The organism is Brevundimonas denitrificans, assembly GCF_030160755.1.
In the GTDB taxonomy this organism is placed as follows: Bacteria; Pseudomonadota; Alphaproteobacteria; order Caulobacterales; family Caulobacteraceae; genus Brevundimonas; species Brevundimonas denitrificans.
This window is the reverse complement of sequence record NZ_BSOY01000073.1, coordinates 1-16,367: the sequence shown is the minus strand read 5'-3', so window position 1 is coordinate 16,367 and position 16,367 is coordinate 1. Positions and strand designations below refer to the sequence as shown.

The 16,367-nt window shown below is 67.8% G+C and carries 17 protein-coding genes and 2 pseudogenes; 4 read left to right on the top strand and 15 right to left on the bottom strand.

All coding sequences use genetic code 11. From position 1 onward, the window contains the following. Positions 1-308: 308 nt before the first annotated feature. A complete protein-coding gene (locus QQJ79_RS13140; RefSeq protein ID WP_284223373.1) occupies positions 309-848 on the top strand; it encodes a PAS domain-containing protein in 540 nt (179 codons plus the stop codon). 10 nt (positions 849-858) lie between these two features. Here QQJ79_RS13140 and QQJ79_RS13135 read toward each other — a convergent pair whose 3' ends face one another. Next, positions 859-1,383, bottom strand: a complete 525-nt coding sequence (locus QQJ79_RS13135; protein WP_284223372.1) for a gamma carbonic anhydrase family protein — start codon at positions 1,381-1,383, stop codon at positions 859-861. Between the two features lie 329 nt (positions 1,384-1,712). Here QQJ79_RS13135 and QQJ79_RS13130 point away from each other — a divergent pair, with 329 nt between their 5' ends. Continuing rightward, positions 1,713-2,504: a PhoH family protein gene (locus QQJ79_RS13130; protein ID WP_284223374.1), complete on the top strand. Its 792-nt coding sequence runs from the start codon at positions 1,713-1,715 to the stop codon at positions 2,502-2,504. Positions 2,505-2,525: 21 nt separating this feature from the next. Here QQJ79_RS13130 and QQJ79_RS13125 read toward each other — a convergent pair whose 3' ends face one another. Continuing rightward, entirely contained in the window at positions 2,526-3,782 is a 1,257-nt protein-coding gene (locus QQJ79_RS13125) for a cation:proton antiporter domain-containing protein (RefSeq protein WP_284223371.1), read from the bottom strand. Between the two features lie 171 nt (positions 3,783-3,953). Here QQJ79_RS13125 and lspA point away from each other — a divergent pair, with 171 nt between their 5' ends. Beyond that, positions 3,954-4,484, top strand: a complete 531-nt coding sequence (gene lspA, locus QQJ79_RS13120) for a signal peptidase II (RefSeq protein ID WP_284223370.1) — start codon at positions 3,954-3,956, stop codon at positions 4,482-4,484. A 64-nt stretch (positions 4,485-4,548) separates the two neighbouring features. Next, positions 4,549-5,112 (top strand): DUF3035 domain-containing protein, encoded by a 564-nt coding sequence (locus QQJ79_RS13115; protein WP_284223369.1) that lies wholly within the window; start codon positions 4,549-4,551, stop codon positions 5,110-5,112. 122 nt (positions 5,113-5,234) lie between these two features. Here the strand turns inward: QQJ79_RS13115 and QQJ79_RS13110 are convergent, their stop codons facing one another. The 13 genes and pseudogenes from QQJ79_RS13110 to QQJ79_RS13050 all read right to left on the bottom strand — a co-directional run bounded on the left by QQJ79_RS13110 (position 5,235) and on the right by QQJ79_RS13050 (position 16,271). Further along, the gene (locus QQJ79_RS13110) at positions 5,235-6,140 is read right to left on the bottom strand and encodes a DMT family transporter (RefSeq protein ID WP_284223368.1); all 906 of its coding nucleotides are present in this window, start codon (positions 6,138-6,140) and stop codon (positions 5,235-5,237) included. 83 nt (positions 6,141-6,223) lie between these two features. After that, on the bottom strand, positions 6,224-6,703 hold the full coding sequence (gene ssb, locus QQJ79_RS13105) for a single-stranded DNA-binding protein (protein WP_284223367.1): 480 nt from the start codon (positions 6,701-6,703) through the stop codon (positions 6,224-6,226). Between the two features lie 153 nt (positions 6,704-6,856). Further along, positions 6,857-7,306: a hypothetical protein gene (locus QQJ79_RS13100; RefSeq protein ID WP_284223366.1), complete on the bottom strand. Its 450-nt coding sequence runs from the start codon at positions 7,304-7,306 to the stop codon at positions 6,857-6,859. Further along, complete coding sequence (locus tag QQJ79_RS13095; protein ID WP_284223365.1) at positions 7,306-7,971, bottom strand: hypothetical protein; 666 nt, start codon at positions 7,969-7,971, stop codon at positions 7,306-7,308. The genes QQJ79_RS13100 and QQJ79_RS13095 overlap by 1 nt, the downstream gene beginning before the upstream one ends. A 76-nt stretch (positions 7,972-8,047) precedes the next feature. Further along, a complete protein-coding gene (locus QQJ79_RS13090) occupies positions 8,048-10,756 on the bottom strand; it encodes a transcriptional regulator (protein WP_284223364.1) in 2,709 nt (902 codons plus the stop codon). Between the two features lie 249 nt (positions 10,757-11,005). Then, a complete protein-coding gene (locus QQJ79_RS13085; protein WP_284223363.1) occupies positions 11,006-11,830 on the bottom strand; it encodes a flagellin in 825 nt (274 codons plus the stop codon). Between the two features lie 118 nt (positions 11,831-11,948). Beyond that, positions 11,949-12,206 (bottom strand): flagellar protein FlaG, encoded by a 258-nt coding sequence (locus QQJ79_RS13080; RefSeq protein WP_284223362.1) that lies wholly within the window; start codon positions 12,204-12,206, stop codon positions 11,949-11,951. Positions 12,207-12,329: 123 nt separating this feature from the next. After that, positions 12,330-13,137: pseudogene (locus tag QQJ79_RS13075) on the bottom strand (flagellin). A gap of 597 nt (positions 13,138-13,734) precedes the next feature. Next, positions 13,735-14,546: pseudogene (locus QQJ79_RS13070) on the bottom strand (flagellin). A 284-nt stretch (positions 14,547-14,830) separates the two neighbouring features. Beyond that, the gene (locus QQJ79_RS13065) at positions 14,831-15,157 is read right to left on the bottom strand and encodes a hypothetical protein (protein ID WP_284223361.1); all 327 of its coding nucleotides are present in this window, start codon (positions 15,155-15,157) and stop codon (positions 14,831-14,833) included. A gap of 306 nt (positions 15,158-15,463) precedes the next feature. Then, positions 15,464-15,847 (bottom strand): M15 family metallopeptidase, encoded by a 384-nt coding sequence (locus QQJ79_RS13060; protein ID WP_284223360.1) that lies wholly within the window; start codon positions 15,845-15,847, stop codon positions 15,464-15,466. Beyond that, positions 15,844-16,119, bottom strand: coding sequence for a hypothetical protein (locus tag QQJ79_RS13055; RefSeq protein WP_284223359.1), 276 nt, complete (start codon positions 16,117-16,119; stop codon positions 15,844-15,846). Before QQJ79_RS13055 ends, QQJ79_RS13060 begins: the two co-directional genes overlap by 4 nt. Beyond that, positions 16,116-16,271, bottom strand: a complete 156-nt coding sequence (locus QQJ79_RS13050; protein WP_284223358.1) for a hypothetical protein — start codon at positions 16,269-16,271, stop codon at positions 16,116-16,118. Before QQJ79_RS13050 ends, QQJ79_RS13055 begins: the two co-directional genes overlap by 4 nt. Positions 16,272-16,367 lie beyond the last annotated feature (96 nt).

Here is a 16,367-nt window from a genome sequence, read left to right as displayed (position 1 = left end):
TACACTCTTTCAGACGTGTGCTCTTCCGATCGCGGCGGCTCGCAGCACGGCGGGGGCGGCGGCGGGCACACCGGCCCGCATTGGGCCGCCGCCTTGTCGGCGAACAGCGTCAGGGCGAAGAAGCCCGCCAGCGCCGGCAGCCATGTCATGATCCGCACCCGCATGGGCCGACCTCCAGTTAAGTCCATGCGACCCAGCAGGTCGCTTCAGCGTTCATCTGAACCGCAAAAGCATTTCATTTCCGTTGCCTTTTGCCCGGACCTGCCACAGGCGCAGGCCTTGCGTCGCTGCGGCCAGAGGCCAGAGCGATGTTTCATCCTGACACGCAATTCCTGATCGACCACTGGACCGGGTTGTCCCGCCGGGGCGCCGTGCGCGCCGGCATTCCCGACCGCGCCTCGCTGGAGCCGGACGCCCTCGGCCTGCGTCTGCCGCGCGCCTTCATCGCCGAACGCAACGGCGAGGACGCCGTCATCCGCCTGGCCGGGACCTGGATCGAGGGTTTCCATGGCGAATCCCTGAAGGACCGCGCCCTGTTGTCCGTCTGGCGCACCGCCTCACGGCCTTTGGTGGCCGCGGCCATGACCCAGACTGTCCGCGAAGCCCGGCCGGTCGTCATCGCCGCCCTCGCGGGATTCCTGTCGGCCCAGATCGAGATCGTGCTGGTTCCCCTGCGCGGCCCGTCGGGCGCCGTGGACCGCATCCTGGGCCTCTATGCGCCGATGGCCACCCTGAGCTTCGCCGCCGACGAACCCCGTCTGCTCACGGCGCGGGTCTCCATCGGCGTGGGTGAAGCCGCCCGCCCCGCCCTGTCGCTCGCCGCCGTCGGCGGCCGCCGGATCGCCTGACCGTTCCGGTTCAGGCCTCCAGGTCGCGCGCGTACCGCTTCCAGTTCTGCACATAGTGGGCGGCCGAGGCCTTCAGCGCCTCGATCTGGCCCGGCTCCAACTCCCGCACCACCCTGCCCGGCTGGCCCATGACCAGCGAGCCGTCGGGAATGACCTTTCCCTCGGTAATCAGGGTGTTGGCCCCGATCAGACAGTTCTTGCCGATCTTCGCACGCCCCAGCACCACGGCGCCGATGCCGATCAGGGTGTTGTCGCCGATCTCGCAGCTGTGAAGCATGACCATATGGCCGACAGTGACTCCGTCGCCGATCGTCAGGGGTTCGCCGGGATCGGAATGCAGCACGCTGCCGTCCTGGATATTGGTGTCCCGGCCGATGGTGATGGGGTCATTGTCGCCGCGCAGGACTGCACCGAACCAGACGCTGGCGCCCGGTTTGAGAATCACGTCTCCTACCAGCGTTGCGTTCGGCGCCAGCCAGTATTCGCCCTCAGGCGGAAGCTGTGGTTTCTTGTCGCCGAGACCGTAAACATTCATCAGAACACCGCCATTTCTCAAAAAATCGAGGGCTTTAAGCTCTCGTAAACCACGTTAGGCTCAGAGTGTAGGTGCGATTCGAGGCCGCCATTTCGGCCCCGGATCGGAAGCCGGATCAAGCCCGGTCCGGTCAGACCTCGGGGATTGTGCGTGGTGCGCTCGGTTCGGCGGATGATTCCGCTGGAAGTTGACCCTTCTTCCGACCCGGGCGGATGCGTTGCGTCCCCTGTCTCTCTCTTCCCTGTGTTCGTTCGAGGCGATGCTTTTCCGGCATCGCCTTTTTTCATGCCCCGCGGCGACGCGTTTTCTGCGTCGTCGTCTTCCATGCCCTGGAGGCGTCCATGACCAAGCGTGCGGCCATCAAGCGTCAGACCCGCGAGACATCCCGTGAACACGGAGTGCTCGATTCACGTCAGTTCATGGAGGACTCCAAGGTACGCCGCCTTCCAACCCACGCCGGCTGGTCGCCCTATCCATCCAACGACGACCGCGACCAGGCCTATGTGAAGACGCTGAAGCCCAAGTCAGAGGGTCAGGCTGAACTGATGACGGCGATCGACCACCACAACCTCGTGCTGGCCCTCGGTCCCGCAGGCACGGGCAAGACCTATCTCGCGGTGGCCAAGGCCGTGGAAGCCCTGGAAGCGGGCAAGATCGGCCGCATCGTCCTGTCGCGCCCGGCCGTCGAAGCGGGCGAATCCATCGGCTTCCTGCCCGGCGACATGGAGGACAAGCTCGCTCCCTATCTCCGGCCGCTCTACGACGCCCTCTCGGACCGGCTCAGCATGAAGCGGGTCAAGGCGCTGATGGCCGAGGGCCTGATCGAGATCGCCCCCATCGGCTATATGCGCGGCCGCACGCTGAACAACGCCTTCATCGTCGTCGACGAGGCCCAGAACTGCACCTATGTGCAGCTCAAGATGCTGCTCACGCGACTGGGCTGGCATTCGACCATGGTGGTCACCGGCGATCCGCAACAGTCCGACCTGCTGCCCGGCATCTCCGGTCTCACGGACGTGGCCGAGCGGCTGGCGCCCGTGCCCGACATCGCCGTGGTGCGTCTGGCCGAGCAGGATATCGTCCGTCATCCGCTGGTCGCTTCTATGATCGGCGTCCTCTGACGCCCGTCTCCATCTGACCGATCAGGCCGTCGCCGGGTTCACGGCGGCGGCCTTTTCTTCGGCCAGGATCACCCCTTCGGGCGATCCCTTGAGCGGCGGTCTGGGCCGCGCCCCCATCCGGTCGATCAGGGCGAAGACGAACGGATTGAGCGAGATAGACAGCAGGGCGGCCGCCAGGATCAGGTCGTGCGTCCCCTGCGTCATCCCGCCCAACTGGACACTGACCGCCGCGAGAATGAAGGAAAATTCGCCGATCTGGGCCAGGGCGGCGGCGACCGTCAGGCTGGTCGCCCTGTCCAGTTTGAAGGCCGTCGTGATGGCCAGGGCCGCCAGCGACTTGCCGACGATGACGATGCCCAGCACCCCCAGCACGGCCAGCGGCTCGCGCACCAGAATGGTCGGATCGAACAGCATGCCGACCGAGACGAAGAACAACACGGCGAAGGCGTCCCGCAGCGGCAGGGAGCGCTCGGCCGCATTGTGCCCCAGCGGCGAGCTGTTCAGCACGAGCCCCGCGAGGAACGCCCCCAGGGCGAACGAGTGGAACAGCCAGTAGGCGATCCAGGCGATGCCGAGGGCGATGGCCAGAACCCCGAGCGTGAACAGCTCCCGCGACCGCGTGTGGGCGATGCGCACCAGCAGCCATGGCAGCAGCCGGGCGCCGACCACCAGCATCACCCCGGTGAAGCCCGCAACCTTGAACAGCGTCCAGCCGATGGATTTCGCCAGTTCGGCTCCGTTCAGCGCTTCACCGGGCTGAATGATCAGCAGGGGCAGAATGACAAGCGCAAGGACGATCACCAGATCCTCGACGATCAGCCAGCCCATGGCGAGGCGGCCGATCTGGCCCTTGACCTGTTTGCGCTCCTCCAGCGCCCGCAGCAGCACGACGGTCGAGGCGACCGACAGCGCGAACCCCATCAGGGTCGCCTCCAGATCGGTCATGCCCATCAGACGGCCCAACCCCCACCCCATGGCGGTGGCTGCGGCGATCTGGAACAGGGCGCCGGGGACCGCGATCTTCCGGACCTTCATCAGGTCGGCGAGCGAAAAATGCAGGCCGACCCCGAACATCAGCAGGATGACGCCGACCTCGGCCAACTGCGGAGCCAGTTCGCCATCGGCGACAAATCCGATGGTGTGCGGTCCGACGGCGATTCCGGCGACCAGATAGCCGACCAGCGGCGACAGTTTCAGCCGGTTGGCCAACATCCCGAACACGAAGGCCAGCACAAAGCCGCCGACCAGGGTGAGAATCAGGCTGTCGGCATGCGGCATCGGCGCTCCTCGGGGTGCGGGCGGGGATTGGCTGGCGGGAAAGGAGTAATTGGGGCCCCGGCGCTGTCCGGACAAGCACGGAGACTTCGCCGCGACCCCGTGACACGATTGCCCCTTCGCGCGCGGCGCGGGGGCTGCTAACCGAACGCCCTTCACATTTCAGCGACCCGAATGAAAATCCCCCGCATCGCCTACGCCGCCTACGGCTTCGCTCTCATCGTCGTCGTCCTGGATCAGTTGACCAAGGCCTGGATCATGGGCGGCCTCGATCTGCGCGAGATGGGGCACATCCCGGTCTGGTCTCCCCTCTTCAACCTGACCTGGGTCGAGAACCGGGGCGTCAGCTTCGGCCTGTTCGGCGACGGTTCGGCGCGGTGGATGCTCAGCGCCTTCTCGATCGCTGTGGCCGGCATACTCGGCTGGTGGGCGCTGAAAGCCGACCGCCGCCTGCTGATCACCGCCATCGGCCTGATCATGGGCGGGGCGCTCGGCAATGTGATCGACCGCATCCGCTTCGGCTATGTCGTCGACTTCCTGGATTTCTCAGGCCCGCATTTCTTCCTCGGATCGATGAAGATCAACTTTCCATGGATCTTCAACGTCGCCGACAGCGCCATCTGCATCGGCGTCATCCTGCTGATCCTCGACAGCGTGCGGGCGGAGCGGGAAGCCAAGGTTGGCCTCGCCGCCGAAAAGTCGTAATCAGCCGCTTCCTACAGGGTTTACGCGCGCGTCCTTTCCGGCGCCCCGCACCGAGATATCAAACATGCGTCTTCGCACCGTCGCCGTTCTGACCCTCACCACCTCGGTCTTCGCCCTGGGCGCCTGCTCCGGTCTTCGGACGGGCGTCGGCCTGAACAAGATCACGCCGGACGAGTTTCTGACCGTTTCGACCGCCCCCCTGACCGTTCCGCCGGAGTATGGCCTGCGCCCGCCGGCGCCGGGTCAGCCGCGTCCGCAGGAGTTGGCCCCCGAATCCGCCGCCCGCCAGATCCTGCTCGGCCAACGTCAGGCCGTGACCCGGTCGGACGGCGAACAACAACTGGTCGCCCGGGCCGGCGGCGACCGCGCCGATCCTTTGGCCCGCTATGTCGTGGACGATGAGTTCGGCGACCTGGCGCACAAGGAAGAGGGCTGGGCCAACCGGATCATGTTCTGGCGCCGCGACGACGCCGCGACCCAGGCTCCCACCGCCATCCAGACCTCTGAAGGCGCCGTCACCGTCGACGCGGCGACCGAGTTCGCCCGCGTTCAGGCCCTGACCGGAGGCCGCGCCGGCATCTCCATCACGCCGCGCCGCGACACGGGCTTCAAACTCCCGGGTCTCTAGACCGAAATCGGTCCTGGTGGACGCAGTCCGCCAGGGTTCGGATTTCGATCCGGCATAATGCTCCGGTTCCAATCCGCAGAATGGCCCGGCCGCGAAAGCAGCCGGGCCTTTTCGTTTCAGGTTCAGGCCTTGGCGGCGCCCGCCCTGAGACCGCGCTCGGCCAGGGCGACAATGCCGACCCCGCCCATGGTCAGGGCCGCACCGACCAGGATCTGCGGCGTCAACACATCGCCCATGAACCCCCAGCCGATCAGGATGGAGACCACCGGCGTGGCCAGCAGATAGGGCGTCACCCGCCCCGCCTCGCGTTTCTGCACCAGCCAGAACACCATGGTCGTGGCCAGCACCGATGACACCAGTCCGGCCCAGATCACGCAGGCCCAGACGAGGGCGTCGGCCTGCTGCACCGCCTCCCACTGCCCCCGTTCAAACAGGGCGGATGCGAAGGCCAGGGACGGCAGGGCGACCAGCGACAGCAGGCCCTGCATCTTGAGCGGCGGGATGGAGGTCGTCCGCCGGGCCACGACCGTCGTCAGGGCCCACGCCCCGGCGGCGCCGATGCCCGCCAGAATGCCCTTCCAGTCAGCGATGGCGTGGGGGTCCAGAGTCATCCAGGCGACGCCGAGGAAGGCGACGCCCATGCCGGCCAGGGCGAACCGCGACAGCCGCTCGCCCAGCAGCATGAAGGCGAACAGGGCCGTGAACGGCACCCACAGCTGGGCCGCCACCGACACCGGACTGACGTCCTGCGCCAGCCAGAATGCCAGATAAATCAGGCCGTAGTGGATCGGTCCGCCCAGGCCGACGATGATCAGAAGGCTCTTCCAGTTGGGAAACGGCGGTCGCACGAACGGAACCAGGCAGGCGGCCGCAATGGCGAACCTGAGCGCGGCCATCAGCAGCGGCGGCAGGGTCTCCGTGCCGAATTTGGCCGCCGCATTGTTCACGCCCCAGATCACCACCACCGCGGCGATGGCGAGGATCTCGACCAGCGAGAGCGGACTATGCGGCTTGTCTGGAGTGGTCACGCCCCCGCCTTAACGCGCGCGGCCGCCGGGCGCGAGCGCGCACGGCGACACTTTGCATTTCGAAATGTGGCGCGCCGCCCGACCTAGAACGGAATGTCGTCGTTCAGGTCGTAGCTTTCCTTGGGACCGCTGGGCTTGTTGGCGCCGCCGGTCGAGAAGCCCGAGGAATAATCGTCGTCGCCGCCGCGCGAGGCCCCGCCGCCGGCGCTGTCGCTACGACCGCCCAGCATGGTCAGTTCGCCGCGGAATTTCTGCAGCACGATCTCGGTGGTGTATTTCTCGACGCCCGCCTGCTCGTATTTCCGGGTCTGCAGCGAGCCCTCGATGTAAACGGTCGAGCCCTTCTTCAGATAGTTCTCGGCCACCTTGACGATGTTCTCGTTGAAGATGACCACCCGGTGCCACTCGGTCTTTTCCTTGCGCTCGCCGGTGGCCTTGTCGCGCCACTGCTCCGAGGTGGCGATGGACAGGTTGGCCACCCGCTCACCAGAGTTGAGGGTGCGGATTTCCGGGTCCTTGCCCAGGTTGCCGACCAGAATGACCTTGTTGACGCTGCCCGCCATCGCCGAGCTCCTTCTTCGTTCTGGCCCGCCGCGCTTCGCGCTGTTCGGAGCCGATTGTCAGTTGTCCGGGCCTAGCGCGCTTTCGGCCCCTGCGGGTCCGGTTTGTCGCCGCCATCCACAGGAACGCGTTGTTCCACGTTTGTTCTGTTCCGTCTAGGGCGCGGGCGGCGCCGTCGGATCCGGCTCGCTGTTGGCCGATACCGCGACCGGGGTCCCGTCGATCGCCCGCTGGATCGCGCCCGGCATGGCCAGACGACCGTCGCCGGTGCGGGCCATGGCGTTGAACCGCCCGCCGTCCAGCGTCTGCGACAGCCAGACGCCGCCGCGATCGATGAAGATGAACTGGCCTTGGTAGGAGCCCGTGATCTCCTGTCGCGACCCGCCCATGCGCAGGAACCGCAGCCGGACCTCTTCCAGCCGCGCGGCGCAGAACTCGATCTGCGGCTGGTTGTCCGCCACCTTGTTGAACCGCGGCGCTTCGCCCTCGGCCCCGACCTCGACGGCGTAGCAGACACCCCGGTCGAACGGAGCCTCGACGGCCTTTTCGCAGGCGGCGAGCGCCAGCGCGGCGCTGCCGATGATCATGATTGCGGCGTATCTCATCAGCGCAGCCCCGGGAATGTGCAGCTTCGGTCCTGTTCGGCCAGCGTGCGGAAACGGCTGTTGTCCGGCGATTGCTCGACCCGGCGCGGCACGAGCCTGAGCGTCATGTCGCCCCAACGACCGTAGAGCGCCTCTCCCGGCCGCACGCAGGTGCCCGAGTACAGCGCCTGGACGCAGGCGTTCAGGCTCATATTCGATGACAGCGACCGCCAGTCCGACCCGGTGTGACGCAAACAGGCGGCGCCGGACGCCGGCTGCACCGACGGCTCGATCGGCTGCTGGTCGGTGAGCGGCGGCTGTTCCGTCTCGGTCAGTTCGACCGGCGGCGCGCTGGGCGGCGGGGCGAAGGCGGCGGTCGGAGCGGCGGCCAGGGCGCCGGTCTCGTCGATGCCGACGTCGAGCGCGTCCGTCGCCACGCCGTTGCGCCGCGCGCAGTCGGACAGGGTCGCGAGGCCGATGTACTGGCCGTCGACGAAGCAGCGCAGTTCGCGCGTGGTGTTCAATTCCGGGGCGTCGGCAACATTGACGGTCAACCCGCCCTGCGCCGCGGGCGGCGGCGCCGGATTCCGTTCCCGGCCGGCGCTGAAGATCAGGGCGATCACCACGGCCGCAACGACCGCCAGGCCGGCGCCGATGGCGATGAGAAGACGATTGTCCTGGGGCATGAAGGGCTCGCGCGGATGGAGTCTTCAATAACCCCGCCCGAGGCTCCGGCGTCAACGATCTTCGTCGTCCGGCGCCCTATGCGGAGAGGCGGGCGAGCGCGGCCTGATAGTTGGCGAGCTGGGCAGTGAGGTAGGCGGGGGCCGCTCCCGTGACGGCGGGTCGGGAGGAACCCGGCGCGAGCGCCTTGTAGGCGTCCCTGACCACCCTGACGGCGGCCCTGAGCGCCTCGACCGTGGATTTGATCTGGTCGGCTCCGGCCAGCGACAGGGTCGGCGGCAGGGCCATGGCGAAGGTCTTGAGTTCGCCCGCCTTCGGCGTGGGACTGACGATGCCGGGAGACAGGCCGAGGGCGGCCAGGGCGTCCCGGCCCGTCTCGCCGCTGGTCAGGACCGCGCCGGCCCGGCCTTCCCGGGGCACGATGGACAGCCGCTGCATCCGCCCGCTGTTCATGTCCTCAAGTTCGCCGGTCTTGAGAGCATCGGTGACGACGGTGACCCTCAGCTGGCCGGACGAGGCCTGCTCAATCTTGCGCGCCAGGGTCTGCAGCGTGTCCGCGGCCTCGATGGTGACCGTCCTGCGTCGACTGCCGTCGGCGGGCGACACATAGAAGCGGTCGCCCGGCCGCAACGCCGTGGCCGCCGTCAGGGCCTTGGAGTCTCCCATGGAGACCAGCCCCTGCGGCAAGCCCAGACGGTCCAGCACGCTGGCGCCCCCGCTCGAGACAGCGAGACTGAGAGGCGATGCCTGCTGGTCCGCCCCCGGCCAGGTTCGGGTCCATTCGACCGCCCCGGTCAACGGGTCGAGGCGGGTGAGATAGCCCTGCCTCGGATCATCCTCCGGGGCCCCGGCCGGACGATCGGCGATGCCCGTGATCCAGACCTTTCCGCCATGCACCTTCATGTCCGCGACGCTGTCGTCGCCGGCGCCGCCAAAATAGGTCAGCCGATCCGCGGCGGCCGGCGAGAGGTCGGCCTCCAGCACCGCGACATAGGCGTCCGAGCTGCCGGAATGGGCCGTGTTCACCGTCGCAATGTCCAGGGCGGGATTGCGCGTCGTGCCGGTTAGCACGACCCGGCCGGCGGACACCGCGATCCCGGTCACGTCGCCGCTGGCGGCCCCGAGATCCCGGACCGCGGCCAGGCTCGGCGCTCCATCGCCGTCAGGGGTATAGTGACGCAAGACGACCCGGCCGCTCTCGACCCCGGCCGTGTAGATCGACGAGCCGTCGACGGTCATGGCCCTGACGCTGTCGTCGCCGACGGTTCCGAACTGGCTGATCGACACCGGCGTCGCCGTAAAGGGCGCCAGGCTGTGAGCCTGGGTCGCCGAAAAGCCCTGCAGATACCCGTCCCATCCCCCAAGCCCCGACGCGCCCGGCATCGCTGACCTGGAACGCCCCGCGACATAGACCCTGCCGTCGGCCCCGAACGACACAGCCGTAGCCTCGTCCGCCGCCCGGGCGCCGCGCCGCTGGGTCCACAGCTCCTCCCCGGCCCCATCGAACACGGTGACGAAACTGTCCGACAGATTGGCGTCGACGACCCGCGCGCCCGGTTCGAGGTCGCCGGTGACCGATCCCGCCACGGCCACCCGTCCGTCAGCGGCGATGGCGATCGCATAGCCGCTCGCCTCGTCCGAAGCCCCCAGCATCCGCGTCGCCACCACACGTCCCGCCGGATCAAGTTTCATGAGCGCCACATCGCGCTCGCCCTTGAGCGGCTGCGAGCCCGGCGCCCCCTCGATATCGGCGACGATCCACAGCGATCCATCGGCGGCGACGGCGCTGGCCCGAACCGTCTCGACGCCCTTGGGCAAGGCCGTCTGTGAAGCCCGGCCGGCCACCCAGCCTGTCTGTCCGGAGGGTTCCAGGGGTTCCGGCGCGGCGCCGCCGTCGCTCTGGAATTTCAGAAGTTCGTTTGCGCCCGCGCTGCCCGAGGCCTGCACCACATAGACTGCGTCCGACGTCTGCGACGTGGTGAAGCGCACCGATTCAGCGCTCGTGCCCTGCAGAACCAGCCCCCATTGATCCGCCTGCGCCGGCAGGGTGATGGTCTTGGCGCCGAGCTGGATGGTGCGGGGCGCGCCGTTGACCTTTTCCCGCCCGATCCGCGTCGCGACCCCGGCATCGGTCAACTTGCCGTTGATGAAGGTGATGACGTTGTCGAGCGTGCGGGTCTGGGCGCCCATCCCGGCCAGGTCGATCGGCACGGCGATGTCGCCGCCGACGGTTCCGATCGTGATGTCGAACACGACCGGCCCCTCGAGACCCGCCACGGAAGACGCCAGGTCGCCATCGTGAACCGGCCGCGTCACGATCCGCGTCGCGTCGCGCGCCACGCCTGCCGACGTCTTCGCGCTCGTCGACGACACGCCCTGGACCATACGGATGTCTTCGAAGCCGGCCGTTTGAAGATAGGCGCCGACTTCCGCGATCCCGGATGCAAAGCGCTGCCGGATTCGCGCGGCCTCGGTCTCGCTGACGCCGCTCTCGTCCACCCGTGTGGCCAGGGCGGTCAGGGAGGTCAGACCCTGATAGAGCGCGAACAGTTTGCGGTAGTCGGGGGACGCTCCCGGAAGATCGAGGCGACCGGAATCGACCGTGACCAGCTGCCGCGCCGCAAGCGCGGCCCGCACCACGGCGTCCGGTCTCGAGGCCTTGACGCTGACGTCCCAGGGCGGTGTCGGCTGGGTCCTGACCGGCTTCGCGCCGGACGTCACGCCGGACGCGTTCGTGGCTCCCCCGGGGACGCCGTACAGACCGAGCAGGTAGCTGTTGTTGATCACGGCGAACTCCCGCCGGCGACTATGGCGGCCCAACCGTAACGATCGCTTAACGTCCGGTTCCGGAGGACTTCAACCGCGACTCAGGGAACAATGTTCAGGCGCGTCCGTTATCGGCGCGCTGGATGAGGAGGACGCTGTGAAGACCGCCTTCGTCAATGCCTTGAAATCATTGCTTTCGCTGTATGGGATCGGGACGCGCCGGCGTCCTGCGGCCATCCAGATCGGCCCCGCCGGCGTCCGGCGACCGGCCTAGTTCCGGAACAGCGACAGGATAATCTGCGGCGCCTGGTTCGCGATCGACAGCGACTGCGCGCCGAGTTGCTGCTGCACCTGCAGCGCCTGGAGGCGGGCGCTTTCCTTCGCCAGATCCGCGTCGACCAGCTTGCCGATGCCGGTTTCAAGCGAATCCATCAGCTTTGAGACAAAGGTATTGTGCGTCTCGATCTGCTTGGCCTGCGCTCCCAGCGAGGACAGTCCGGAATTCACCGTCACCAGGGCCGCATCGATCGCTGCCAGGGCGGTCGCCGCAGCGGCCGGCAGAAGCAGGTTCTGCGTGCTGAGGCCAAGGCCGGCGGTGGTGAAATTGTGCGGGTCGATCGAGATGGTGTCGACCGCGTCGACGTTGGCGAGGAAGTCGAGCGGCGCCGCCTGGGAGTTGTCCAGCAGGTTCACCCCGTCAAACGAGGCGCTGTCCGCGAACTGCTGCACCGATCGCACGAGGCTCTGGAAGTCGTCGTTGTAGGCGGCCCGGGATTCGGCGGTCTGGGACAGGTCCGATGCGGCCACGGCCTTCTGGCGCATCTGGATGATCAGATCGGAGATCGACTCACCGGCCGCCAGGGTCACGTCCGCGAGCGAGGTAGCCCGGTCCAGACTGGTCTTGACCGCGTCGAGCGCCCCCAGATCGGCCCGCTGATTTTGCGCGATAGCCCATATCGCCGAATTGTCCTTGGCCCCCCCGACCTTCAGTCCCGTGCTGATACGGTTCTGCACCGACGACATCCGGTCGTTGATCTGGTTGAGATTTTGCAGCGCAACGAGCGCGGAAGCATTGGAGTGGACGCTGTTGGACATGGTTCTCGCCCCGGGTCGGTTCAGGGGCAACCTATGCGGCGAGTCGTGTGCGTATGGTTAACGCAAGATGTCCGGGCGCGCGGCTGCGGCCCGGTGACAGTCAGGTCTGCACGACGTTTCAGACGGTGGTGTTGATCACCGCCCCGACGCCGTAGTCGTCACGCTGCCTCATCTTGAGGACTTCTTCGCTCGGCAGCTGCCGGACGACCTCGCCGGTCTCCCGGTCCAGGGTCTTGTAGACAAAGGATCCCGCACGGGATCCTTGCTCGATCACCAGCCGGTAACGGGCCTGGCGTTCGGCGTCCGCAGCGGCCTTGGAATTGGCTTCGTGGTCAGCGCCGGACTGAAGCGATGGTTCGGCTACGACAGCCGGCACCGCCCTTATTGCTTGTTCTGCATTCATCTCCTGAACGTCGGCGACTAAGCCGACGTCTCCCGGTCACGAACGCTCGGAAGCAGAGGCGGAGCCGCTCACGGCTCCGCCTCCGTTCCCCATTCCTTAGCGGAACAGGCCGAGCAGGATCGAACTCGACTGGTTGGCGATCGACAGCGCCTGCACACCCAGCTGTTGCTTGGTCTGCAGGGCGGTCAGTCGGGCGCTTTCCTTGGCCAGATCGGCATCAACGAGGTTGCCGGACGCCGGCTTCAAGGGCGTCCTGGATCTTGCTGGTGAAGGTCAGCTGACGTTCCAGGGACTTCGAGTTGCTGCCGAGCGTGCCGAGCTTGGCCGCGAACGCCGTATTGGCGGTCTCGACGTTGGCTGCGGTTGCCGTGGCCCGCGTAGCGGTGGTGGCGGTCGACACGGTGGTGGCGGCGCCGGCCACGGCATGCACCGTATAGGTGGAGCCGGTGCCCGTCTGAACCACCAGGTTGTTGGTGGCCGATCCGGCGGAGAACAGGTTGATCCCGTCGAAATTCGCGCCCGCCAGAGCAGCCGTGATCTCGGTGCCCAGAGCGTTGAAGTCAGCGAGATAGGCCGTTTCAGCGGCGGAACCCGCAACGGACGACTGGATGGCGACCGCCAGACCCTTTTGTTCTTCGAGGGCCTTGGTGATCGTGTCCCCGGCGGCCAGGGCGACGTCGATGACCGATTGACCGCGCTGGATGGAGTTCTTCACCGAATCCAGAGCGCCCTGCTCAGCGCGCAGGCCGGAAGCGATCGCGAAGATGGCCCCGTTGTCCTTGGCGCTGGAAACCTTCAGGCCGGTGTTGACGCGGTTCTGAACGGTGTCCAGCTGGCGGCTGGTGGCGTTCAGGCTTTGCAGCGCAACGAGAGCGCCGGCATTCGTGTTGATGCTGTTAGCCATTTTGGCTGTCCTTCTGTCTTCGACATGACCGACGCCGTTTTGGCTGTCGGGGGCGTTCTGCCCGATGGGGTTGAAGCAAGGACGGAGCCACCCACCGCCCCCCTATGCCAACTCAGGGGTCGTTGTTTTTATTACGTTAGTTCTTGTTCACCACATTCCCGACCCGGAAGAATTTGCCGGGCTGGGGCAGGATTTGCCGGGTAGTCGGCAGCCTGTGCCGGGCTCGACGCCGCCCCGGACGCCCGTCGCGGGCAGGCCCGCTGCCCAGGCGACCGGGACGCTCGCCACCGCCCGCCCTGATCGCCCCGCGTCCGGGCAGGAGACTGTCTCGCTCGGCGGCGTCGGGCCGCCGTTTCGGGCTTCCCGGACCGGGGATACAGAGCGGCCGCCGAACGGGACCGGGGCGGCGGGAGGGACCGACTGTGGGGGAGAGCAACGCAGCCAGGTTCACCGCCCCCTCGATGGATCGGGCCCCAATGACCACGGTCGCAAACGAAATCAGCCTTGGCGGACCGGGTCCGCCAAGGCTCAAATTTCGTTCCGGAACGCCGCTGGGCCCAGGGTTGAATCCGGGTTGAGCGGCTGAAGCAGGTGGGCTTAGCGGAACAGGCCCAGCAGGATGGATCCCGACTGGTTGGCGATGCCGAGCGCCTGGACACCCAGCTGTTGCTTGGTCTGCAGGGCGGTCAGTCGGGCGCTTTCCTTGGCCAGATCGGCATCGACGAGGTTGCCGAGACGCCGGCTTCAAGGGCGTCCTGGATCTTGCTGGTGAAGGTCAGCTGACGTTCCAGGGACTTCGAGTTGCTGCCGAGCGTGCCGAGCTTGGCCGCAAACGTCGCACTGGCGGCTTCGACGGCGGCGGTGGTGGCGCCGGCCCGGACAATGGCGCCGGTGGCCGTCGCCACTGTCGTTGCGAGACCGGCGACGGCATGCACCGTATAGGTCGTACTGGTGCCCGTCTGGACCACCAGATTGTTGGTGGCCGAGCCGGCGGAGAACAGATTGACGCCGTCAAAGCTCGCGCCTGCCAGCGCGGCCGTGATTTCGGTGCCCAGGGCGTTGAAGTCGGCGAGATAGGCCGTTTCAGCGGCGGAGCCGGCGACGGACGACTGGATGGCGACCGCCAGACCCTTCTGCTCTTCCAGGGCTTTGACGATCGTGTCCCCGGCCGCCAGGGCGACGTCGATGACCGACTGACCGCGTTGGATGGAGTTCTTGACCGAATCCAGGGCGCCCTGTTCGGCGCGCAGACCGGAGGCGATCGCGAAGATCGCGCCGTTGTCCTTGGCCGTCGCGACCTTCAGGCCGGTGTTCACGCGATTTTGCGTGACGTTCAGCTCGCGGCCGGTCGCGTTCAGGTGCTGCAGCGCAACGAGAGCGCCGACGTTCGTATTGATGCTGTTAGCCATTTTGGCCTGTCCTTTGTCTTCGACATGTCCGACGCCATTTTGGCGGTCAGGAGCGTTCTGCTCGGGTTTCCATTGAGCAAGGACGGAGCCACAAACCGACGGCGGGAATCAGTTCCTTTATCGTTGATTTTCCACGCTAATTTTCTGCCCAGGCCCCATTTCTCCCGGCAAAACCTGCCAGGGCCAGGCAGCTTCTGCCGGGTGGTCGGCAGGTCGTTCCGGTCAAGCAATGTCGGGCGGGGTTTCGCGGGATCCGCGCCCGCCCCCGGCGGGAGCGCGGTCTTCTACCAGGGCCAGATCGCCGGCCTGCGCCGGGCGGCGGTTTCACGCCGCCACCGATCCTGCAGCGCCCGTTCGGCCGTCAGGGTCTCGACCGCGGCCGCCCGGGCGTTCTCGCAGGCGACCAGACTCGCGCCCCGTTCGACATAGGCGACCTCAAGATCCGCCTGGGTCGGCGCTTCGGGCAAGCGCACGAGGACGCAGGGCGTCGACGCCGCCCGGGGCAGGGTCAGCCGGGGCGGCTCCGCAGACGGCGGGAGCGAGGCGGCACAGCTCGCGGTCATGCCCGGCAAGGCGAGCCACACGATCCGGGTCCATCGGGGTTTCAGCATCATGGGCGCTCCTGGCCTGTGTCGCGGCGCGCACGGTCGTCCGCACGACCGCCGCGGTCTGTTGATGAAGCTCGTCGAGACGCCGGACCTGGTCCGCGGCGCCCTCGACCTCCAGGCGACGCGCGGCGGCGTCCGCGGCGGCGACAGCGGCCCTGGCCTCGGCCGCCTGTAGCCGGCGCTCGCCCAGCCCCAGAGGGTCCCAGCGAAAGCCCAGCGCATTCAGGCCGATCAGGGCGGCGCCCAGAAGCCCCGCCGTGACCATCGCCCATCCCCGTGGCGTCAGGGCCCGGAGCAGCGCCGGGGCCCTCACGGGAACACCTTGCGGTCCAGCTCGAAATGCGGACCGTCCCTGAGGCGGCTCCAGTCGCCGCCCCAGACCACCGCCGTGCCCTGACGCCCGGCCGCCGCCTTGAACGCCGCCGCGATGCGCGGATACAGCGGCCAGTCCCAGCGCACCTGTCCGTCGACGAGCGCCGCGACGTCGACCGCATGGCCGGTCAGGTGGCGCGAGCGCTTCGTCCGGCTGGCTCCGGCCCGGACCAGCGCCGCCTGACGTTCGGGCGTGCGCAGGCCTTCGGTCACCATGAACTCCACCGGACTCAAGGCCGCGGCCTCGCGCACCAGGGCGACCAGTCTCGGGTGAACCCCCGCCAGCCGCTTGAGCGATCGTTCCGACAGGCGAAAGCTCATGGCCGGTCCTCCCCGCCCATCCCCTGCCGCAGCATCGCCAGCGTCGCGATCAGCTGCTGGGCCGTCGGCGCCACCAAATAGAGGACCAGCAACAGCGCCAGCAGGGCCATCAGCCCCTGCGCCAGCCGCGGCGCAGCCTCCGGCGGCGTCCCGGCGATCAGACGGTCGAGCAGCAGCCAGGCCGCGCCGCTCGTCGCGAACACATAGAGCCGGCGCCACAGCCACCGGCCCTCGGCCAGCGGCGGCGCGCCGGGTGTCGGAGCGGCGCTCATCGGTCATCCTCCGGGTCATCAAGGGGAGCGTCGCCGCGACGCCAGCCGGGACTGGCGTGGGCGAACAGATCGGCGTCGGTCAGGCGGCCGGGGCTGTCCCAGACCTCCTCGTCCAGCAGCCAGGAATCAGCGCGATCAAGGGACCGGGTCATGGCGCGGCTCATCCGACCGCCGTCAGCCAGACGACGCCGGGCGCGCCGGCGCCGCCGACCCCGCCCGCTGCGACTCCCGCTCCTCCGCCGCCTCCA